The organism is Oryzibacillus soli (assembly GCF_051594765.1).
Lineage (GTDB): Bacteria > Bacillota > Bacilli > Paenibacillales > NBRC-103111 > Paenibacillus_AR.
Map to the genome: position 1 here is coordinate 1 of NZ_JBPPGJ010000031.1, position 18,521 is coordinate 18,521.

The window sequence follows — 18,521 nt, forward strand, 5'->3', positions numbered from 1 at the left end:
GGCGTACATTAGTTATTACAATTCCGAACGATATCAGTGGACATTAAAAAAGATGACCCCTGACGAATTCAGAGGTCATCTACTAGCCTGCTAAGTTCAAGGCCTTTGTTATTAATTGTCCACAAACCGGGTCACAGTTCAGACGGGGGTGGACTTATTTCGGCTGCCGCATTACGGCGCCGTCTCGAGGAACTTCGCGGTCGGGTTCTTCTCGATGGACGTGCGGAGCGCATATTCGTTCTCGAACAGGCCCACGTAGTTGTCGGCCTTGTCCTTCACCAGCTGGGAATTGATGCGGAACTTGGCATGGTCCACCTTCTCGTCTACGATCCAGCGGGCGAACTGGAACGGCATGCGCTGCAGGATCACATCCACGCCATACTCGTTCTTCATCCGGTATTCGAACACCTCGAACTGCAGCTGGCCGACTACGCCCAGGATCAGATCCTCGAAGCCGATGGTCTTGAACACCTGGATGGTGCCCTCCTCCGTCAGCTGGTCGATGCCCTTCAGGAACTGCTTCTGCTTCAGGGCGTTCTTGATCGTCACCTTGGCGAAGATCTCCGGTGAGAACACCGGAAGCTCGTCGAAGACCAATTGGCCGGACTGGCACAACGAATCGCCGATCCGGAAGATACCGGGATCGAACAAGCCGATGATGTCTCCGGGGTACGCCGTATCCACGATGTCGCGGTCCTGGGCCAGGAACTGCTGCGGCTGGGCCAGCTTGATGTCCTTGCCCGCCCGCACGTGACGGACGGTCATGCCCCGCTCGAACTTGCCGGACACGATGCGCAGGAATGCGATGCGGTCCCGGTGGGCCGGGTTCATGTTCGCCTGGATCTTGAAGACGTAGCCGCTGAACTTCTCCTCCGTGGGCGGCACCTCGCCGTCGCTGCTGGACCGGGTCTGCGGCTTGGGAGCCAGCTGCAGGAAGTTCTCCAGGAAGGTCTGCACGCCGAAGTTATTGATGGCGGAGCCGAAGAAGACGGGCGTCAGCTCGCCGGAACGGACCTTATCGTAGTCGAACGGATCGCCGGCCACCTCCAGAAGAGCCAGCTGCTCCTGCAGCTGCTCGTAGAGGTAATCGGCGCCGGCCACTTCCTTCACGAGGGGATCGTCGTAGCCGCTGACATCCTTGACGCTGATGTTGTGATGCTCGTAATCGTCGCCCTGGAACAGCTCCAGCCGGGTCTTCTCCCGGTCGTAGACACCGCGGAACTGCTTGCCGGAGCCGATGGGCCAATTCATGGGATAGGAGCGGATACCGAGCAGGTTCTCAATCTCCTCCAGGAGCTCGAAGGGATCGCGGCCTTCGCGGTCCAGCTTGTTGATGAAGGTGAAGATGGGGATTCCCCGTTTGCGGCAGACCTGGAACAGCTTCTTCGTCTGGGCCTCGACGCCCTTGGCGGAGTCAATCAGCATGACGGCGCTGTCCGCTGCGGTCAGGGTCCGGTAAGTGTCTTCGCTGAAGTCCTGGTGGCCGGGAGTGTCCAGAATGTTGATCCGGTGTCCGTTATAGTCGAACTGCATGACGGAGGAGGTGACGGAGATCCCCCGCTGCTTCTCGATCTCCATCCAGTCCGAGGTGGCGTGGCGGCTGGCCTTGCGGCCCTTGACGGTACCGGCCAGGCGGATGGCGCCTCCGAAGAGCAGCAGCTTCTCGGTCAGCGTCGTTTTCCCCGCGTCGGGGTGGGAGATGATGGCGAACGTGCGCCGCTTCTCGACTTCCTCTTGGAGCTCTTGCTTAAGTTGGCTCATGCTTTACTTGATTCCCTTCTGCAATCGATTCTCTTCTATGGGTCCTTGCTATAGTCAGTGTCCGACGGAGAGGCGGCCCAACGGCCGCGGATACGCCCGATACGGGCAGATGTCGTTCACAACGGGTTCTCGCCTCGCTTCATGGACTAAGCCTCATTATACTTTAGCAGATTGGAGCTTGACGGTCCACTCTGCCTCCGGCAGCCACTGGCCCGTGCTGAACTCCCGTCCCCGAAGCACCACCCGGTCCCCGTAGACCTCCACGTACAACCCCTGCGCCGCATTCTGCTTCTCATGCTGGTACTTGGCGTTCAGCACCCGGCCCACCGAGGAGTTGTGGAACCAATGGAACGTTTCCTTCACATAATGCTGGGTCCCATTCTGGAAGTCCTGATGGTTGTGCCCCGAGAAGACGAATACGTTCGGATACGGCTTCAGAATCTCCCGGAACTTCTTGGCGGGAATCAGCCGGTGAGAGCCTCCGTCCTGACCGGCGGCGGGCAGCGGCTGGTGGATCAGGATGAAGACGGGCTTGCCGTCCTTGTTCTCGGCCAGTCTGCCCTTCAGCCATTCCAGCTGCTCGTCGGAATACCAGGCCCCCTCGCCCACATCGGTGCGGGTCTGCTGGTAGATCTCCTGGGATAGAAGTATGATATGATATCCCTTCACCCGGGTGTCATGATAAGGCTTATCCAATCCGAAGAAATCGCAGAACGCCTTCTTCGACTGCTCATCCGTCTTCCCGTTCGGGAAGGTTTCCTTGCTCCAGTTCCCGTTCTTATCGATCCAGACGTTATAGTAATCGTGGTTGCCCATATTCGCATGCACGGGCGGAAGCTTATATTTGGACAGGACGGAGCGGAGCTCCTTGTAATCCTTGTCCGTACCCGACTCGGTCACGTCACCGCCGAAGAGCAACGTGTCCACCTTGCCGGAGAAGGTCTGCGTCACCTCGGTCAGCGCCTTCTTCAGATGCTCTGAGGGATAATCAATCCCCGAGTTTACGTGCAGATCGCTGAGCAGGAAAAAAGCCATCAACGGCCCACCGGCCGCCGTTGTTGATTCGGGCTGCTTCGAAGCGTCCGCCGGCGTAGCAGAAGGCGTGAGTCCGCCAGTCGTCTGCTGGGGGCCTTCCCCCGCATTCCGCCACAGACGGGACCCGAAGCCGGTGAATGCCGCTGCACCTATAACCGCCGCTCCGGCCAGCCATTTGAGAAATCCTCGCCGGTCCATCTTGGGTCCAGCCCCTTTCTAATAAGCCGCCTGAAACGCTTCCACGAAGACGGCGGCTCCGGTTATCGTAACCTCCATTATACCTTCTTTCCGGACCGCCTGCACCTCTACTTTGCCGTCCTTGCCCAGCTCCAGTCCCTGTTCCACCGTGAAGAGAACCCGGTCCGACTCCGGCTCCAGATAGGTGAGGGCGTATGCCCCCATGACTCCGGAGGCGGTACCTGTCACCGGGTCCTCTACGGTGCCCGAGAAGGGGGAGGAGAAGTGGCGGGCATGCATGCGGCAGGCGGGATCCACGGTTTGCAGCGTGAAGGGATGGAGCGAGGCCCGGGGCTGCTCCGTCAATAGGCCGGGAAACCGGGCGTTGTCCGGGCTCATGCGGGCGAAGGGACTTAATCCCCGGATGGGCACAAGCAGCGTCCAGATCCCTGTGCTGCCGTAGACGAGGGGAAGCTCCGGGTCCAGATCCTCCGCCGTTAGGCCCATGGAGGCGGCCAACGCCTCCCGGTCTCCACCGAACGGGAGAAAGCGCGGAGCCGCTTGGCGCATAGTGACCCTGCCTCCGGACTCCAGGGTCACCGGCAGCAGACCAGCCCGGGTCTCGATCCGCAGCGTCCCCGCCGGAGGAACCAGTCCCCGCTCCGCAAGAGCCGTGCAGGTCGCTACGGTGGCATGGCCGCACAGGTCCATCTCATGACCCGGCGTAAAATACCGGAGCCGAACATCTCCCGTCTCCGAGCGCTGGACGAAGGTGGTTTCATTATAGCCCACCGCCGCCGCGATCCGGAGCATCTCCTCTTCGCTGTAGTCGTCACCGTTTAGTACCAGGCCCGCCGGATTTCCCTTCCCCGGAATTCCGGTAAACGCGTCATAGCGCAGCACATCCGCATATCGTGGCATCGTATACGCATCCTCCTTCGAATATAAAAATAACCTAGCGATTGGCTAGGTTGGTACTTGCTGGTATAATAGATTTGTACATCCAGCTTGCGGGGTGCCCCTCCGGAAAGGAGGCGGTGCGTATGGATACCTTCCAAACGATCATGTCTTTCTTGGCGTTCGGGACCTTTCTCTTGACGCTCTTGACATTCATCGAGAAAAGGAAGTAACCAGCCCCACAGGTTGAAGGCCTAAGGCTGGTTACGCTCTGGCACTTATTTTGGAGGGTGTACCATCCAAGTTGCTTGTACGGAAGCCGGGACTGGCCCTCTCGGCTTCTTCTTATTTTCATCATACCACGCACCGGAATATACACGCAATGCTATTGCCTGAAGATTCTTCCAGCTGTTACTCCTGCCCCTTCACCCACAGAACGCCGCTTTCCTCCTGCCCGTTGATCGGCCACCAGTGGAAGCCGTCCTCCGCCATCAGACGGTCCATGGCTTCCGGTCCCCAAGAGCCGGCCGGGTAGAACTGCAGGTCCTTGTCCCCCTCGCTCCAGGCTCCGACGATCCGGTCCACGAACCGCCAAGCCAACGCCACCTCGTCCCAGCGTGTGAAATAAGTGGAATCGCCGCGGGCCGCATCATACAGGAGCCGCTCGTACGCCTCCGGCGTGTTCAGCCCCACCTGGCAGCTCTGACAGAAGTCCATGGCCACCGGGATGACCATCCATTCGGAGCCCGGCTGCTTGGCGTTGATCTTGATGTAGATGCCCTCCAGCGGATTCACCCGGAAGACCAGGAGGTTGGGCTGGAGCTTCGTTTTTTGGGCCAAGTAGACGTTGTCCGGCATGTTCTTGAATTCCACCACCACCTCGGTGGTCTTCACCGGCATGCGCTTGCCCGTCCGGATGTAGAACGGCACTCCCGCCCAGCGGAAGTTGTCTACGTACACCCGGGCGCCGAAGTACGTCTCGGTCTTCGACTCCGGATTCACCGAGTCCTCGGAGCGGTACGCCTTCAACGGCTTGCCTCTCAGGACGCCGTCCGTGTATTGGCCGCGGACCACGTTCTTGCGCACCTCGTCCGGCGAGCCGTAAACCCGGAGAGAGCGGAGCACCTTCACCTTCTCATCCCGGATGTCCTCCGGATGCATGCGGGACGGGGGCTCCATGGCCATCATGGTGACCATCTGGAGCATGTGGTTCTGTCCCATATCGCGGATGGCGCCGGAGTGGTCGTAATAGCCGCCGCGCTCCTCCACGCCTACCGTTTCGCTCAAGGTAATCTGGACGTTGGCTATGTATTTGTTGTTCCACAAGGGCTCGAAGAACGCGTTAGCGAACCGGATTACCTCGATGTTCTGCACCATTTCCTTGCCCAGGTAATGGTCGATCCGGTACACCTCCTCCTCCTTGAACACCTCGCAGATCTGCTTGTTCAGCTTCTCCGCCGAAGGCAGATCGTACCCGAACGGCTTCTCGATGACCAGGCGGTTCCAGCCCGCTCCGTCCAACAGCCCCCCTTGGCGGAGATTCTGGGCCACGCTGCCGAAGAGCTCCGGCGCCAAGGCCAGATAGAACAGCCGGTTGCCCCCGATGTCGAACTTCAGCTCCAGACGTTCGGATAAACCCCGCAGCTCCTTGAAGCCCTCGACGTCGTTGATATCGAGCGACATATATTCGAAGTGCTCCGAGAATTTCTGCCACTCCTCGTCCCCGTCCTTCACCTTGTACCGGGCAAATTCCGCAATCGATTGGAGCAGATCCGCCTGGAACTGGTCCCTCGTCTTGGGGCGCCGGGCGAGGCCGATGACGGCGAACCGTTCGGGCAGCTTGCCTTCCTTGTACAAAGCATAGAATGCCGGGTACAGCTTCCGCTTGGCCAGATCTCCGGTGGCTCCGAAGATGAAGAAGACCGCCCCCGTTTCCTTCAGCACATCCTGACGCATATCGTTTATCGACATAAGCTCGTCTTCCCTCTTTATCCGTATGGTGTGATGGGCATGGGCCATCGTTTACGATAAGTGTAGCATAAGTTTCGTGAAATTCCCAAAAACACGGAATGAAAAAAACCATGAATCCCGCAGGATCATGGCCCGGTTCTTCACAGCTTCTTCGAGAGGATATACAGCCGGTGCTCCGGCAGGTACACTTCCACCCCATACCCTTTCCGTTCATAAAACCGCTGCGCGTGAGTGTTCGGCTCATCCACCGCCAACTGGGACAGCAGCGCCCCCTGGCGCTTGCCGTACTTCTCCGCCGCACCGATCAGCGCGCTTCCGAAGCCTTGCCCCTCCACCCGCCGGTCCACGGCCAGCATGTCGATGGTGAGCACCCCGCCGGCCACCTTGCAGCTGACGAAGCCCACGGGGATGTGATTCTTGACGGCTACCTTCACTCTGCAATCCCGCCACCGCCGAATGATCTCTCGCCGGTTTATCGTGGTCTCAGGGCGGGCCTTCCGTGCAAACGGCATCAGCCGGGTAATGACCAAACGCAGCAGACGGGGGTCGTCCTTTACCGGATTCCGCAACCGAATCATATCCATCTCCCCTTCAGTCCAGCCTGCTACATCATACGCGGGCGGGGGCGGGAAGACACGGTTCAGGAGCATAATTGGGCAGGGCGTGTACCCGGATATCACTTATATTTCTTAAACATTTGCCACATGAAGGCGGCACCCAGCAGGACGATGATTATGATGACCACGGTCATTCGCGATTCACTCCCAAGTCTTTCATACCCTTATTGTACCACATGGTATAATAGAGGTAACCAACATCACTGCGAGGAGGGGAACCGCCATGCTGCCGATCCGTCCGGTTCGAGGACTCAAGCGGTACGAGGAGCACCTGGACTTCTACAAATTCAGTATGGAGCGCCGCCGGGCCGTCCGGGAGCAGGAAGCCTCCGGCCGGCAGCCGCACCGCAGGCCGTCTGCCTTCCCCTACGCCAAGGAGGCGGAGCTTCATGCCGCGGAGGACTTCGCCAAGACAGCCGCTGCCCTGTGGGGGGCGGCCTCCGCTCTGCAGGGCATCCTGGAGGAGCTGGATGCAAGCCGGAGCACTTCGGTCCTTCACAAGCGGATCGCCGTCTCCTCAGAACCCGTGGCTTTGACGGCCGTAGCGGAGCCCGGGAACCCGCTCCGCACCGAGCGGGTGATGGTCCGCCGGCTGGCCGCCCGTCAAGTGAACCGGTCCGCCTTGTTCGTCCCGGACGCGCCTACCGTCTGGGAGCCGGGGGCCAATCGGCTGGAGCTCCGCACCTCCGCAGGTACCTTCGAATGCAGCGTCTTCGTCCAGCCGGACGATACCCACCGGAAGGTGCTCGCCCGGCTAAGAGATCAGATCCAGCTGCTTCGCAGCATTGTGAAGGCGGCGCTGGAGACGGACCCGTCCTCGGGAAGAATCCGGCTGACGCTGCAGAGTGCAGAGCCTGGCGCGGACAACGGCTTCTTCCTGAAGGACCTGGCCGGCAATGCCGCCAAGTCCTCCGGCCTCTTGGTCATGGACCAGCGGGCCGGGAATGCGGAGCTTCGCTTGGATGGAGAGGACTGGATGTCACATCCGTCCAACCGGATCCCGATGCCCGGCAAGGCGCTCCTTCTCCAGCTTCACCGCCAGCCGGAGAGCGCCGTCTCCTTGGAGATCCTCCCGGATGCACGAAGTCTGGACCGCAAGCTGCGAAGCCTGCTCCATGCTATCAACAGCCTGGCTCGTGCGATGGGCGAGGCGGGGGACCTGCTGAATCCCGCACTAAGCCGCTATCTGACGCAAGCCGCAGACAATCCTACGGCACGAGAAACCGGCTTCAGCCGGAGCGAGGACGGAGCCTGGATATGGGACGCCGGATATTGGGACATTGCCCTTCAGGAGCATTACGCCAAGGCCGTCCGTCCCTTGACCGGCCCCGACAGCTTCCTGAACACGCTCCGCAGACTGGCCGCCGCCATGGGAAGCGGCCCCTCCGAATCCCTGCTTAACCGCGCTCATCCGCGCTATATGCGATATGCGAACTACCTGGCCACCCTGGAATGGTATTCCCAGCTACCTTCCAAAGGCCTGCTGTTGAATCAGGATTACTAGGCATGATCCAAAAAAAGCCTTCGTTCCGCGTCCGCGGAATGAAAGGCTTCTGTTCGTTTAGATGAGTCTCTTCGATGCTTATTCGGCCAGCCCATGCTTGTGCGCATAGATGGCTGCTTGGGTCCGGTCCTCGACGCCCAGCTTGGCGAGAATGTTCGTCACGTGGAACTTCACCGTCTTGATGCCGATGAAGAGCTCGTCCGCCACCTCTTGGTTGGACTTGCCCCCGGCAATCAAACGGAGCACTTCCATCTCCCGCTCCGTCAGCTCCTCGTGGGGGGCATGGGCGGGCTTCGGCTGCCGGAACCGGTTCATGATCTTCGAAGCCACCTGGGACTCGAGAATGGACTGTCCCTTGGCGGCTGCCCGGATGGCAGAGGCGATCTCGCTGGCGCGGGAGGTCTTCAGCAGATAGCTGAAAGCTCCGGCCTCGATGACGGGGTACATCTTCTCGTCGTCGAGGAAGCTGGTCAGCACGATGACCTTGCAGTCCGGATACAGCTGGAGCAGCTTCCGCGTCGTTTCGATGCCGTCCATCCCCTCCATGACCAGATCCATCAGCACCACGTCCGGCTTGTATTCCTGTGCCAGCCGGATGCCGTCCATCCCGTTGCTCGCCTCACCCACCACCTCGATGCCGTCCTCCGTGCCCAGCACGGCGGCCAGCCCGATGCGCACCATCTCGTGATCATCCACGAGCAGCACTTTGATCGTATCGCCCATCGGTTCCCGTCTCCCCTTCCTCTTCCGTCAGCACCGGCACGCGGATCTCAATCCGGGTTCCCTTGCCTGGTGCCGTGATGACATTCAACGATCCTCCGATCTCATTGACCCGCTCCTTCATGGAGAGCAGCCCGTAGGAAGCATGCTTCTGCTCATCCAGGAGAAACCCGATCCCGTTGTCCTTCACCGACAGCCGGATAAGCTCGGAAGGCCGGTGCAGCTTGATCTCCATCTTCGTCGCCTTGGAGTGGCGCAGGGTGTTCGACAGCGCCTCCTGGACGATCCGGAACAGATGGTCTTCGATGCCCTTAGGCAGCTGGATGTCCTCGTCCATATCGTACTGGATCTCGATGGGCACCTTGGCCTGCAGCTCCACCAAGAGCTCCCTTAAGCCCTGGGACAGCCGCTTGCCCTCCAGATGAACGGGTCGAAGATGCAGGAGCAGCGCCCTCATCTCCGACTGCGCCACGGAGGACATCTCCTCAATCAGATGAATCTGCCGCTTCGCCTTGTCGAAATCCTTGTCCAGCGTCCGCCCCACGGCCGTCGCCGTCATCGAGATGGCGAACAGCTGCTGGCTGACCGCATCGTGCAGATCCCGGGCCAGCCGCTGGCGTTCCTCCACCACTGCGGAGAACCGGGCCTTCTCGGCCAGCTCCGCATTGTTGTTGGAGAGCCGCTGCAGGGAGGTAAGCTGATCCTCCCACTTCTTAGATATCCGGTTCAGCTGCTCGCCGAGCCGTCCGATCTCGTCGAAGCCCAGAGGAGGAACCGTACGGGTCAGGTTCCCCTTCTCCAGCATCATCATGACGTCCCGGAGCTGCTCCAGCCGGGCGGAGGTCCGCCGGCTCGACCAGTAGCCGTAGGAAGCTCCGATAGCTGTAACGGCGAAGATCAGACCGAGACTGATCTGAACCCCCTCCTGCCAGCTGCCGAAGCTTTTGAGATAGCCATATATGAATAACACATAGGTGACGATTCCGAAGAGGGCCAGACTGAGCAGGATGGCTTCTCCCATGCTCCGCCACACCATATTCGTCAGACGTTTCTCCATGGGCCGCTCACATCCTTTCCGCTACAGCACTTTAATATCAATATCTCCTACGATGTATGATACCAGAAGTTTCACCCGCTGTTCCGCGGCATGGTAGTTCGGAGACTGCCAGTAGATCTTGTTCATCATGCCCGACTCACGCTCCGTTCCCGCATCCAGTTGGCCGAATACGAGGGAGCTCTGAACCGTCAAGCCCATATCCTCCGGGATGATGATATCGATGTCGCCGATGATGCCCTGGAGCACCAGAACCGTCTCCTTCTCCTCCGGGATGGCCAGGGAGAAATCCAGCCGCAGCTCGCAGATGGCATACCAGAGGCTCATGCTGCGGAGAATCCAGGGCTCCTTGTCGCGCTTCAAGCTCTCGATCAGCTTGGTCTTCTGCAGCACGCTGCCTTCCCCGTGCACCTGTCTGGACTTCAAGTAGAAGAAGCCCATGGACATCAGCACCAGGGCGACGATGACCATGAAGTGGCTGCCCACCAGGATGAAGGCGCCGATGGCGATCAGGACATAGCCCTTCTTCTGGGAGCCGTTCCGGACGCTGTAGAATCCCAGGAGAACCATGAAGATAGCAATCACCGTGCCCGGATTGGCGACAATCTTGGTCAGGAGCACGAACACCCCGGCGGCAATAAAGATCATATACGTGTTGCGGTTTCGGTTATGCTGCTTCCCGTTCATGTCGCACCTCCTTCTCCCGGTCTTGCCTCATGCTGTATGCCCGTCCGGTTGCGGACCGACGTCCATAGAATATCACATTTCGCCCCGGTCTAGAAGGAAGATTTTAAGCCCGGAGGGCCGGACGGTCATGTCCTGTTCCCCCCGGGCTTACCGGTGCTTATTCTTGGACTTCGGCAGCCGTCTCTTCCGGCGTGCCCAGCTTCGACTTCAGCAGACGAAGCTGCTCATCCACCTTCTCCTGCTTCGCCAGCTCCTGGGTGCTGAGCGCGGCCCCGGCGATGCCTGTCACATAAGGCTTCCCGGAGATTTCCGCTTCCGCCTCCAGCTGCATAATCTTCTCTTCCATCCGATGGAAGCCGCGGGAGGCATGGCCGCCATCGATCACGTTGTTCTGGGTGATCTGGGACATTTGCTTCTTCGCCTTGGCCAGTTGGGCCCGGGATACCAGCTCGTTGCGCTTGTTGCGCATCTTGTAGAACTCATCCTTCATATCGTGAAGCTGTTTCATCAGCTCATCGGCCTGGGCTTTGGAATGGGCGTGCATGTCGGTGAACTCGGCCAGCTTCTGGTCGTGGTACAGCTTCTCCTCCAGCGCCTGACGGGCCAGAGCCTCCTGGCCGTTCTTTAAGTAACCGCCCGCTTGGGCTTCACGCTCCGCACTCAGGCGGGAATGCTCGGCGATGCGCTGCTGCAGCTTGCGCTCGTTGGCAATCTGCTTGGCGACCGTCACCTCGGCGGTGGCGATCTCCTCCTCCATGTCGCGGATGTACTGGTTCAGCATGATGATCGGGTCCTCGACCTTATCCAGCAGCTCGTTCACCGATGCCTTCGTCATATCCTTCAAGCGTGTAAATACTCCCATGTTCTTATTCTCCCTTCTCGTATTTGGCCACTTTGGCCCGAAGTTCTTCGATTTCTTTCCACATGGCTTTTTTCTCTACGTCTTTCATCATGTCATCAATGGTGCTCTCCACCGGCTTGGGAGCCGGAGCGGAAGGGCCGCTGCCGTAATAGTGGGGCTGGGGGCGGAATGCTCCTCCCTGCTGCGGGGCGCCGTACGCCGTCGGGCCATAAGCGCCGGTCGGGTTCATCCCGGCCGGGCCTCCTCCGTAAGGCGGATACATCGGCGGGATGTTCGACAGGGGCTCCTTCGGAACGACTACACTGGCGATGATATAGATGGGAATGAGTGTTCCTCCCGAGAAGAAGGTCGTCACCACCGCCACAAGCCGGAGCACCGTGGAATCCACATTCAGCTGTTCCGCCAGACCGCCGCACAAGCCGGTCAGCTTGCTGTCCCTTCTGGAACGGAATAATTTATTCATGGCTTCCTCCAACCTTCCTGATCCAGCTTCTTCTTCAATTTCTCGAGCTCGGTCTCCAGCACGCTCTGGATGGCCGAGCCTGCCGTGAATACCGCTTCCTGTCCGGCTCGGCGGACCTCGCGCAGCGTACGGGCCTCCAGCTCCATATCGGATACCTTATCCTCCAAGCGGGCGAACATCCGGGGAGTCTGGCTCCCTTGCATACCTGCCATCCGGGCGTTCATCTGCTGCTGAAGCCGGACGGTCTCGATCCGGGCCTGGTAATAGCCCCGCTTCGCCGCCACCTCTTGGTAATCGGCCTTCAGCTGATTCAGCTGCTCTTCCAGATCCAGGATGGAATGCTTGCTCTCCTCGTACAAGGTGCGGTACTGCTCCGCTTTTTCCTCGTGGAGCATCTTCTCTTGAAGAGCCAGCTTGGCGATGTCCTCCTCCCCGGCCTTCAGGGCGATAAGCGCTTGCTGCTCCCGCTTCTCCTTCATCTGCTCCGACTGGAGCACCTGCTGCCGCAGGGACTGCGCATGGTTCAGGCATTCGCGGTACAGCCGTTCGGACTGCTCGATCTGCTCCCTCTGGCTCTGTAGATACCGGTCAATCAAGCGGACCGGATCCTCGGAAGATTCCAGCATTTCGTTCAATGTGGCGACGCTGATATCCTTAACCCGCCTTAGAATACTCATGGATTGCTTAGCCTCCTTGCCTATGTGATGTGGTTATACCGTCGTGTTGTTTTTCTTGAGCATGGTTACGCCATAAGCGATCATGCCGACTGCGATGATCAGTCCGAACAGCGAGGAGAATTTCCCCAGCAGGATGATAAGTCCCAGGATCAGCATGACCCATCCGAAGAACTTGCTGCCGCGCTTCACGCTGTACCAGCCGAATGCCACCATGGCTGCCGGAATCAGATAGCCCATCAGAGGCCCGACGCCTAAGCCGAACTTGCCCAGGATGATAAGCGCGCCGCAGGCGATCAGGAGAAGGGCGAACCCGGAGTTGCCGTTCATTTTCATTTTTCGTTCACCGCCTTTACTGTGTGTCTTCATCGTTCATGTTTTCATTTTAGGCGTTTTGCAGCTTTGCCAAAACGGACCCGCGACTGTTTTTGGCACTGGACCTTGGTCGGGGGAGCCCACCGCCTCAAGGGGAAGCGGCGGCCGGACCCCTGGACGGGCCGCCGCGGCCAGCAAGGCTCCGAACCCGCGTCGGGAGCCGGATTTCCCACTCCGCGCAGCTCCTTAGCGTGAGGTTTGAGGCTTGGCTCCGTATGCCGCCGGTGGTCACCACTTGTCCTGGTTGGCGAATGGAGCGGCTTGCTTTTTCAGCCAATATTCAGCCGGGCTTCATGCTCGATTCATCTGGCCGCGCGATAATCAGGACATCTCATTCATCCGTAAGGAGGCAACCGGCATGAAAATCACCAAATGGACCAAATGGCAAATCGGCGCAGTCGGAGCCGTTGGCGTGGCGCTGCTGTTCCAGCATGTGAAGGACAGCCCCGAATTCGCACAAGCTTCCGCATCCCATAGCGGGGCCGTCGCATCCGCCGAGGTCACCCCCGCTCCGGCAGCGGCCACTCCGGACCCCGTGGTCCAGGAGTGGCAGAACCGGCCCCGGAACGGAGGCAGCGGATCCGCCAACAACGGCGGGTCCATAGGGACCCAGCCTGGAGCCGGCCAGCAGCAGGCCAAGCCCAAGGCGGATTCGTCCCTGAGCAATCCGGGGACGCAGACGGCGCCCAACACAGGCTCCGCCCAGCCCCAGACGAGGACGAAGCGGTCATGAGCCGGGAGGCGGGTCAAGCCGCTCCTGCTCCCCTGCACACTTTCCGCTTCCGGGCGATGAATACGGACGTGGAGGCGGCGATCGCAGCGGGTCCCGAGGCGGATCCCCACCGGATGGAGGAGGACACTCGAGACTGGTTCCGTTATGCGGAGGACTGCTTTAGCCGCTTTCGTCCCGAGAGCGAGCTGTCCCGATTGAATCGGCTGTCCGGCAGCGCTCCGGTGCTGATCTCGGACACGATGCTGGAGGTGCTGGCGCTGGCGGAGCAATACCGCCGGGCAACGGGCGGCATCTTCGACCCGCTGCTAGGCCGGACGGTCCGTCTCCTCGGCTATGACGCCTCCTTCGAGCAGGTCCGCGGGCGTACCTTCCACACTCCTCCGGCCAATCTGGACCCTACCCCTTCCGTGGAACGCTCTTACCGGCTGGATTCCCGGATGAAGTCCGTCCTGCTCCCCGCGGGAGCCGAGTTGGATCTCGGCGGCATCGCCAAGAGCTGGACGGTCAAGCGGGCGGCGGCGTGGCTTCGCTCCGGCATGGGGGCACAGAGCGGCATGATCAACGCCGGAGGGGACCTCACCATATGGTCGGATTCCCCTGCAGCCGCACCGCACTGGCGCATCGGCATCCAGGACCCGTGGAACGCGGAGGCGGACAAGGGCTATCTCGTCCGGACCGAAGGCTCCGCAGCCACCTCGAGCCGGCTCGGCCGGCAGTGGCTCACGGACCGAGGTCCCAAGCACCATCTGATCCATCCGGCTGCTATGGATTCGGCCGACAGCCGAGTGGTGCAGTGCACGGTCTTCGGACCGGACCCTGTCGAATGTGAGATATGGTCCAAAACCATCTGCATCCTGGGTGAAACGGAAGGGCTCAAGCTCTTCCATTCGAAGGCGGCCGGCTATGAGGCGCTTCTGTTCACGGAAGACGGAGACATCCGAGGCACCGTTTCTCTTCTCACCCAGCTGCAGCTTGTGTAATCCCGATTTTTTCGAAGGAGGTTTCCCCCTATTACTTCATGGATCAGCCATTGGCCCGTCTGGGAGCTGATCCGGCTCAGCGGTTTGGTATCTTATCTCCTATTGCTGGCCGGCATCTGCCTGGGCATCGGATACAGCTTCCCCTTCTGGAAGGGCCGGGCGAAGCTGCGATTGTTCCAGATCCATAAGATTTCAACCATAACCGGCACGCTCATAGCCCTCTTGCACGGGATCTTCCCCGTGATCAGCCCCTATATGCCGTTCACCTGGCATGAGGTGCTCATTCCCTTCGCCGCGGAGAACCACCGGATACTGAACGGAATCGGCACCTTGGCCGCTTATGCCTTGATCCTGCTGATCCTGACTTCGGATATCCGGAACCTGCTGGGCCGGAAGCTGTGGATCGCGACCCACATGCTGTCCTACCCCATGTTCATCGTCGTCTGGATCCACAGCTACTTCATTGGCAGCGACACCGCCAGCTTGGCTGTACGCTGGATGTACCTTCTCTCCGTCGTCCTGATCCTGGGCTTGACCGCAGCACGCTACATGATCCATAAGCCGGGCCGTTCCCCCAAGACCGGCCAAGCCAGCGCCGCACTGCGGTAATCCGTGTCCTGCCAGAAGAGAAGAAGACCGGCTGCCCCGCCCCATCAGGGCCGAACAGCCGGTCTTCTTCATTACCTTACATATTCCCACCGTGACTCGTATTCCTTCATCGCCGGCGGCAGCGGATTCCCATAGGGGGGCGATAGGGCCAGCCGGACCTTCCGGATCCATTCGGGGAAGGAGGCATATGTGCCCCACTTGCTGGCCAGCCGCTCCGTCATCCACACAAAGAACGGCCCCTTGTTCTTTTCCGTCAGAAAGTCGAGTGCCGTTTCCACCGGGGTGTACTTCTTCCGCTTCCCCTCCCATTGATCCAGCGTGACCCGGATCCGGCGGGGAGTCTGGGGAGATATTTCCTCCAGCAGTTCCTCCAGCTGATGGGCGCGGCGGTGGTAGGGCGTAAGCTCCAAGCCCATCCGTCTGCCCGTCTCCTCATGAATCGGATAGAAAATCACATGGTCGAAGCCCCGATCCTCCGCAAACCGGAATATCTCCAGCAGCTGCGGCACTCCTGCCTCCGAGAAATCATCATAGACGATCAAGGTGCCCTTCTTGACTTCCACCGGAGGCTCATACCCGAACGGAACCTGAATGTTATCCTTCGCCATGCTTACCACTCCTTGCCGCTTAGTCGGTTCGTGCAGGTCGGTCCTTAGTCTCTCCAACCCCGCTCAGAAGAAATCGAAGAGATGGGTTTTGCGCGGCGGCAGCAGCGCTTCCAGCTGATCCACACACTCCGCGGCCCCGTTCAGCCGCCCGGCTTCCTGCCAGAAGCGGGGGCTCTCGTAGCCGAGCAGCACAGCCGTCAATATACCGACGCCGCATCCCAGTCCTTCCGGAGGGACCTCCGGCTCCGGCCCCGGGGTATAATGCACCTGCGCCGACCCGTCCCGCCCGACTTCCACCTCATATAATCCTTCATTCCACGGAGCATATGGATCCGTCAACGCCAGACGAAACGATCCGCCGCTGCCGGCTTGAAACCGGTATTCCGCCAGGAAGGCCTTCACATCCACCAGCCGCGCCATAAAATAGGGCACCGTCTCCTGCTTGATCCGCGGATTCTTCAGGAGCGAGGTCAGCCGGTCTCCGGCTTCCGCTTGCAGGACCACCTTCTTGACCATGGAATCATGATTCCCGATATAATTCCAGAGCGCCCTTCGGGCTTCGCCGTCCAGCGCTACCATCTCGTTGACCGTCAGCACCTGGTCCCGGACCTTGTACAGCAGGTAGCCCTTCGGCGTCCCGTCCGGGCCATAATACGCGGCAGAATGGCCGCTCTTGTTCTTCAGGCTGCGGATGTTCCATTCCCACCATTCCGGCGTGCGCACCAGAGTGCCGTTGAAGCGGCGGGCGTAGGACGCATAGATTCCGTTCAGGAGCTCCGTCCCCGGCAAACGCTCCATCCTTCCCCCCGTCTCAGGGAACTTGGGAAGCTGCACCGTCTCCAGCTCGTAGGTCTTGTACTCCGTATAGGTCTCCCAGCCGAACCGGCGGTAGAACTCGAATTGGAACGGATGGAGGAACGAGATCGTCTGTCCCTGCTCCTTCATCGCGGCGAGGACATGCTGGAGCAGCCGCTTCACCAGCCCCTCCCGGCGGTACTCCGGCCAGGTGGCAACTCCCGCTATGCCGCCCATGGGGACCTCACGTCCGCCTATGTAGGCGGCAAGCGGCAGAACAGTCAGCTTCGCTGCCAGACTTCCTTCGCCCAGGAATGCTCCCCAGGAGTCCTCCGGACGGAGCCGGTTCAGCCGATCCTTCTCCTCCTCGGGACTAAGCTCGTATTGAAAGGCGAATTGGGACAGCTTCAAGCTGTCCTTCATCTCTTCCGCCTTCAGCTTGCGGATCCGCACATCCATTTGGCATCCTCCTCTTTTGTCCATACGTCTCCTTTCATTATAGGCCGAGCTCGCACCCTGTTCCAACATTTTCCTTAAAAACTCCCGCTGAACCGGGCTATGGTCCAATCCGCCTGCCGCTCACCTTCATATTCTGTATTATTCCGACTGGAAAGGGGGAAGTCACAATGTCATCCGTTGCAGGTTACTCCATCGGTATTGTCCTCGTACTCTTCATTCTCCTGGTGATCGTGTCCCGGCCGGTTCTCGGTCTGTAAGACCCGATGATCCTCTCGGAACGAACACCCCGGCCCGGACCGCTGTCAAGCGGTCTTGGCCAACCACTCGAATAGGGGGTGAATCATAATGGCATATGCAGCTGGTTGCGGCCCTGTTGGCGGTGGCTACGGCGGAATTGGCATCGTTCTTGTTCTCTTCATCCTGCTGGTTATCATCCTCCGTGCTTGGGTGGTCTAAGAGAACTCTCCACAAAGAAAACCCCTCCGATTTACGGAGGGGTTTTTCAGCCGCCGATCTGGGACATGCGCCGGACCGTGGGAGTATGGGATTGATTCGCCGAGTCCAGCGCAAGGGCCATCTCGTGGTTCTCCGGCTTAATGTCGAGCGCCCGGAAGAACAGGTCTCGGACCGCCTGGTCGTCTCCGATCCGGGACCGGACGTTGAACTCGTCGGACCAATAGAGGCAGGGCTTGACGTTGCCGTCTGCCGTCAATCGCAGCCGGTTGCAGGTCTCGCAGAAATGGTCGCTCACCGGATGAATGAGCCCGAAGGTGCCTTGGGCCCCCTTCAAGCGGTGATTCTCCGCCGGGCCGTTGCCCGTAATGCCGGAGGCCGGCTCCACCTCCCAGCCCCTGCTTGCCGCACGCTCGAACACGGTGTTGAGGGACAAGTACTTGGTTTTCCAGCCTTCGTCGTCATGCCCGATGGGCATATATTCGATGAAGCGGATGTTCAGCTTCCGGTCGAAGGTCATGGCGAGGAAGTCCTCGATCTCGTCGTCGTTGATCCCCTTCATCAGCACCACGTTGAGCTTGATGGGATCCAGACCGACCCGGAGGGCGGCATCGACCGCCGCCAGCACCTTCTTGATATCCCCGCCCCGCGTAATAAGCGCAAACCGGTCCGCCCTCAGGCTGTCCAAGCTGATGTTGACGCGGGTCAAGCCCGCTGCTTTCAGCTTCTCCGCCTTCGGAGCGAAGAAGATGCCGTTGGTCGTAAGCGCAATGTCCTCGATGCCCGGAATCGCTGACAGCATGGCCACCAGACGGTCCAGATCCTTGCGGAGCATCGGCTCTCCGCCGGTCAGCCGCAGCTTCCGGACTCCCATGCCGGCCAGCACGCGCACGACCTCCGCGATCTCCCCGAAGGAAAGCAGCCGTTCGTCGGGCTCGAATTCCATGCCCTCCTCCGGCATGCAGTAGACGCACCGCAGATTGCATTTATCGGTTACGGATATTCGTAAGTAATCATGGATCCGGTTGAAACGGTCCACCAGCTTCTCGCGCATAACGTCCCCTCCTCGTGTGCTGCGTGACGTCCG

23 protein-coding genes are annotated in these 18,521 nt (G+C 59.9%); 8 read left to right on the top strand and 15 right to left on the bottom strand.

Translation table 11 applies throughout. The annotated features are described in order from the left end of the window. Positions 1-7: 7 nt before the first annotated feature. Positions 8-94, top strand: coding sequence for an IS3 family transposase (locus ACSEXW_RS26760; protein WP_438449290.1), 87 nt, complete (start codon positions 8-10; stop codon positions 92-94). Between the two features lie 77 nt (positions 95-171). Here the strand turns inward: ACSEXW_RS26760 and ACSEXW_RS26765 are convergent, their stop codons facing one another. The 3 genes from ACSEXW_RS26765 to ACSEXW_RS26775 all read right to left on the bottom strand — a co-directional run bounded on the left by ACSEXW_RS26765 (position 172) and on the right by ACSEXW_RS26775 (position 3,894). Beyond that, positions 172-1,761, bottom strand: coding sequence for a peptide chain release factor 3 (locus ACSEXW_RS26765; RefSeq protein ID WP_438449253.1), 1,590 nt, complete (start codon positions 1,759-1,761; stop codon positions 172-174). A gap of 156 nt (positions 1,762-1,917) precedes the next feature. After that, complete coding sequence (locus ACSEXW_RS26770) at positions 1,918-2,994, bottom strand: metallophosphoesterase family protein (protein ID WP_438449254.1); 1,077 nt, start codon at positions 2,992-2,994, stop codon at positions 1,918-1,920. An 18-nt stretch (positions 2,995-3,012) separates the two neighbouring features. Then, on the bottom strand, positions 3,013-3,894 hold the full coding sequence (locus ACSEXW_RS26775; RefSeq protein WP_438449255.1) for a PhzF family phenazine biosynthesis isomerase: 882 nt from the start codon (positions 3,892-3,894) through the stop codon (positions 3,013-3,015). Positions 3,895-4,016: 122 nt separating this feature from the next. On the opposite strand from ACSEXW_RS26775, the gene ACSEXW_RS26780 reads away from it, so the two are divergent. After that, positions 4,017-4,103 (top strand): putative holin-like toxin, encoded by an 87-nt coding sequence (locus ACSEXW_RS26780; protein WP_438449291.1) that lies wholly within the window; start codon positions 4,017-4,019, stop codon positions 4,101-4,103. A gap of 178 nt (positions 4,104-4,281) precedes the next feature. On the opposite strand, the gene zwf is transcribed toward ACSEXW_RS26780, so the two are convergent. Together zwf and ACSEXW_RS26790 are read right to left on the bottom strand one after the other, a co-directional pair. Further along, positions 4,282-5,841, bottom strand: a complete 1,560-nt coding sequence (gene zwf / locus ACSEXW_RS26785) for a glucose-6-phosphate dehydrogenase (protein WP_438449256.1) — start codon at positions 5,839-5,841, stop codon at positions 4,282-4,284. Positions 5,842-5,981: 140 nt separating this feature from the next. Beyond that, entirely contained in the window at positions 5,982-6,419 is a 438-nt protein-coding gene (locus ACSEXW_RS26790) for a GNAT family N-acetyltransferase (protein WP_438449257.1), read from the bottom strand. A 262-nt stretch (positions 6,420-6,681) separates the two neighbouring features. On the opposite strand from ACSEXW_RS26790, the gene ACSEXW_RS26795 reads away from it, so the two are divergent. Continuing rightward, a complete protein-coding gene (locus tag ACSEXW_RS26795) occupies positions 6,682-7,962 on the top strand; it encodes a hypothetical protein (protein WP_438449258.1) in 1,281 nt (426 codons plus the stop codon). Between the two features lie 78 nt (positions 7,963-8,040). Here ACSEXW_RS26795 and ACSEXW_RS26800 read toward each other — a convergent pair whose 3' ends face one another. The 7 genes from ACSEXW_RS26800 to ACSEXW_RS26830 all read right to left on the bottom strand — a co-directional run bounded on the left by ACSEXW_RS26800 (position 8,041) and on the right by ACSEXW_RS26830 (position 12,758). Continuing rightward, a complete protein-coding gene (locus ACSEXW_RS26800; RefSeq protein WP_438449259.1) occupies positions 8,041-8,685 on the bottom strand; it encodes a response regulator in 645 nt (214 codons plus the stop codon). Next, on the bottom strand, positions 8,651-9,739 hold the full coding sequence (locus ACSEXW_RS26805) for a sensor histidine kinase (RefSeq protein WP_438449260.1): 1,089 nt from the start codon (positions 9,737-9,739) through the stop codon (positions 8,651-8,653). Before ACSEXW_RS26805 ends, ACSEXW_RS26800 begins: the two co-directional genes overlap by 35 nt. A gap of 21 nt (positions 9,740-9,760) precedes the next feature. Continuing rightward, positions 9,761-10,423 carry a cell wall-active antibiotics response protein LiaF gene (gene liaF, locus ACSEXW_RS26810; protein WP_438449261.1) on the bottom strand — a complete coding sequence of 221 codons (663 nt, stop codon included), beginning with the start codon at positions 10,421-10,423 and terminating at the stop codon, positions 9,761-9,763. 157 nt (positions 10,424-10,580) lie between these two features. Next, the gene (locus tag ACSEXW_RS26815; RefSeq protein WP_438449262.1) at positions 10,581-11,285 is read right to left on the bottom strand and encodes a PspA/IM30 family protein; all 705 of its coding nucleotides are present in this window, start codon (positions 11,283-11,285) and stop codon (positions 10,581-10,583) included. A 4-nt stretch (positions 11,286-11,289) separates the two neighbouring features. After that, positions 11,290-11,748 carry a PspC domain-containing protein gene (locus ACSEXW_RS26820; protein ID WP_438449263.1) on the bottom strand — a complete coding sequence of 153 codons (459 nt, stop codon included), beginning with the start codon at positions 11,746-11,748 and terminating at the stop codon, positions 11,290-11,292. Continuing rightward, positions 11,745-12,425, bottom strand: a complete 681-nt coding sequence (locus tag ACSEXW_RS26825) for a PspA/IM30 family protein (RefSeq protein ID WP_438449264.1) — start codon at positions 12,423-12,425, stop codon at positions 11,745-11,747. The genes ACSEXW_RS26820 and ACSEXW_RS26825 overlap by 4 nt, the downstream gene beginning before the upstream one ends. A 33-nt stretch (positions 12,426-12,458) precedes the next feature. Then, entirely contained in the window at positions 12,459-12,758 is a 300-nt protein-coding gene (locus ACSEXW_RS26830) for a LiaF transmembrane domain-containing protein (RefSeq protein ID WP_438449265.1), read from the bottom strand. A gap of 397 nt (positions 12,759-13,155) precedes the next feature. On the opposite strand from ACSEXW_RS26830, the gene ACSEXW_RS26835 reads away from it, so the two are divergent. The 3 genes from ACSEXW_RS26835 to ACSEXW_RS26845 all read left to right on the top strand — a co-directional run bounded on the left by ACSEXW_RS26835 (position 13,156) and on the right by ACSEXW_RS26845 (position 15,119). Further along, on the top strand, positions 13,156-13,530 hold the full coding sequence (locus ACSEXW_RS26835) for a hypothetical protein (protein ID WP_438449266.1): 375 nt from the start codon (positions 13,156-13,158) through the stop codon (positions 13,528-13,530). Then, positions 13,527-14,510, top strand: a complete 984-nt coding sequence (locus ACSEXW_RS26840) for an FAD:protein FMN transferase (RefSeq protein WP_438449267.1) — start codon at positions 13,527-13,529, stop codon at positions 14,508-14,510. The genes ACSEXW_RS26835 and ACSEXW_RS26840 overlap by 4 nt, the downstream gene beginning before the upstream one ends. Positions 14,511-14,594: 84 nt before the next feature. Then, entirely contained in the window at positions 14,595-15,119 is a 525-nt protein-coding gene (locus tag ACSEXW_RS26845) for a ferric reductase-like transmembrane domain-containing protein (protein WP_438449268.1), read from the top strand. A 71-nt stretch (positions 15,120-15,190) separates the two neighbouring features. On the opposite strand, the gene ACSEXW_RS26850 is transcribed toward ACSEXW_RS26845, so the two are convergent. Together ACSEXW_RS26850 and ACSEXW_RS26855 are read right to left on the bottom strand one after the other, a co-directional pair. After that, positions 15,191-15,727 carry a hypothetical protein gene (locus tag ACSEXW_RS26850; RefSeq protein WP_438449269.1) on the bottom strand — a complete coding sequence of 179 codons (537 nt, stop codon included), beginning with the start codon at positions 15,725-15,727 and terminating at the stop codon, positions 15,191-15,193. 63 nt (positions 15,728-15,790) lie between these two features. Then, entirely contained in the window at positions 15,791-16,981 is a 1,191-nt protein-coding gene (locus ACSEXW_RS26855; protein WP_438449270.1) for a GNAT family N-acetyltransferase, read from the bottom strand. 167 nt (positions 16,982-17,148) lie between these two features. Here ACSEXW_RS26855 and ACSEXW_RS26860 point away from each other — a divergent pair, with 167 nt between their 5' ends. Next, positions 17,149-17,238, top strand: a complete 90-nt coding sequence (locus ACSEXW_RS26860) for a YjcZ family sporulation protein (RefSeq protein WP_438449271.1) — start codon at positions 17,149-17,151, stop codon at positions 17,236-17,238. An 88-nt stretch (positions 17,239-17,326) separates the two neighbouring features. After that, positions 17,327-17,437 (top strand): YjcZ family sporulation protein, encoded by a 111-nt coding sequence (locus tag ACSEXW_RS26865; protein ID WP_438449272.1) that lies wholly within the window; start codon positions 17,327-17,329, stop codon positions 17,435-17,437. A gap of 46 nt (positions 17,438-17,483) precedes the next feature. Here the strand turns inward: ACSEXW_RS26865 and moaA are convergent, their stop codons facing one another. Continuing rightward, positions 17,484-18,488: a GTP 3',8-cyclase MoaA gene (moaA, locus tag ACSEXW_RS26870; protein WP_438449273.1), complete on the bottom strand. Its 1,005-nt coding sequence runs from the start codon at positions 18,486-18,488 to the stop codon at positions 17,484-17,486. Positions 18,489-18,521: the final 33 nt, after the last annotated feature.

Bases quoted from the DNA above. Each gene is read 5' to 3' on its own strand.
- ACSEXW_RS26765 (WP_438449253.1), bottom strand. From the start codon at position 1,761: ATGAGCCAACTTAAGCAAGAGCTCCAAGAGGAAGTCGAGAAGCGGCGC.
- ACSEXW_RS26770 (WP_438449254.1), bottom strand. From the start codon at position 2,994: ATGGACCGGCGAGGATTTCTCAAATGGCTGGCCGGAGCGGCGGTTATA.
- ACSEXW_RS26775 (WP_438449255.1), bottom strand. From the start codon at position 3,894: ATGCCACGATATGCGGATGTGCTGCGCTATGACGCGTTTACCGGAATT.
- ACSEXW_RS26780 (WP_438449291.1), top strand. From the start codon at position 4,017: ATGGATACCTTCCAAACGATCATGTCTTTCTTGGCGTTCGGGACCTTT.
- zwf (WP_438449256.1), bottom strand. From the start codon at position 5,841: ATGTCGATAAACGATATGCGTCAGGATGTGCTGAAGGAAACGGGGGCG.
- ACSEXW_RS26790 (WP_438449257.1), bottom strand. From the start codon at position 6,419: ATGATTCGGTTGCGGAATCCGGTAAAGGACGACCCCCGTCTGCTGCGT.
- ACSEXW_RS26795 (WP_438449258.1), top strand. From the start codon at position 6,682: ATGCTGCCGATCCGTCCGGTTCGAGGACTCAAGCGGTACGAGGAGCAC.
- ACSEXW_RS26800 (WP_438449259.1), bottom strand. From the start codon at position 8,685: ATGGGCGATACGATCAAAGTGCTGCTCGTGGATGATCACGAGATGGTG.
- ACSEXW_RS26805 (WP_438449260.1), bottom strand. From the start codon at position 9,739: ATGGAGAAACGTCTGACGAATATGGTGTGGCGGAGCATGGGAGAAGCC.
- liaF (WP_438449261.1), bottom strand. From the start codon at position 10,423: ATGAACGGGAAGCAGCATAACCGAAACCGCAACACGTATATGATCTTT.
- ACSEXW_RS26815 (WP_438449262.1), bottom strand. From the start codon at position 11,285: ATGGGAGTATTTACACGCTTGAAGGATATGACGAAGGCATCGGTGAAC.
- ACSEXW_RS26820 (WP_438449263.1), bottom strand. From the start codon at position 11,748: ATGAATAAATTATTCCGTTCCAGAAGGGACAGCAAGCTGACCGGCTTG.
- ACSEXW_RS26825 (WP_438449264.1), bottom strand. From the start codon at position 12,425: ATGAGTATTCTAAGGCGGGTTAAGGATATCAGCGTCGCCACATTGAAC.
- ACSEXW_RS26830 (WP_438449265.1), bottom strand. From the start codon at position 12,758: ATGAAAATGAACGGCAACTCCGGGTTCGCCCTTCTCCTGATCGCCTGC.
- ACSEXW_RS26835 (WP_438449266.1), top strand. From the start codon at position 13,156: ATGAAAATCACCAAATGGACCAAATGGCAAATCGGCGCAGTCGGAGCC.
- ACSEXW_RS26840 (WP_438449267.1), top strand. From the start codon at position 13,527: ATGAGCCGGGAGGCGGGTCAAGCCGCTCCTGCTCCCCTGCACACTTTC.
- ACSEXW_RS26850 (WP_438449269.1), bottom strand. From the start codon at position 15,727: ATGGCGAAGGATAACATTCAGGTTCCGTTCGGGTATGAGCCTCCGGTG.
- ACSEXW_RS26855 (WP_438449270.1), bottom strand. From the start codon at position 16,981: ATGGATGTGCGGATCCGCAAGCTGAAGGCGGAAGAGATGAAGGACAGC.
- ACSEXW_RS26860 (WP_438449271.1), top strand. From the start codon at position 17,149: ATGTCATCCGTTGCAGGTTACTCCATCGGTATTGTCCTCGTACTCTTC.
- ACSEXW_RS26865 (WP_438449272.1), top strand. From the start codon at position 17,327: ATGGCATATGCAGCTGGTTGCGGCCCTGTTGGCGGTGGCTACGGCGGA.
- moaA (WP_438449273.1), bottom strand. From the start codon at position 18,488: ATGCGCGAGAAGCTGGTGGACCGTTTCAACCGGATCCATGATTACTTA.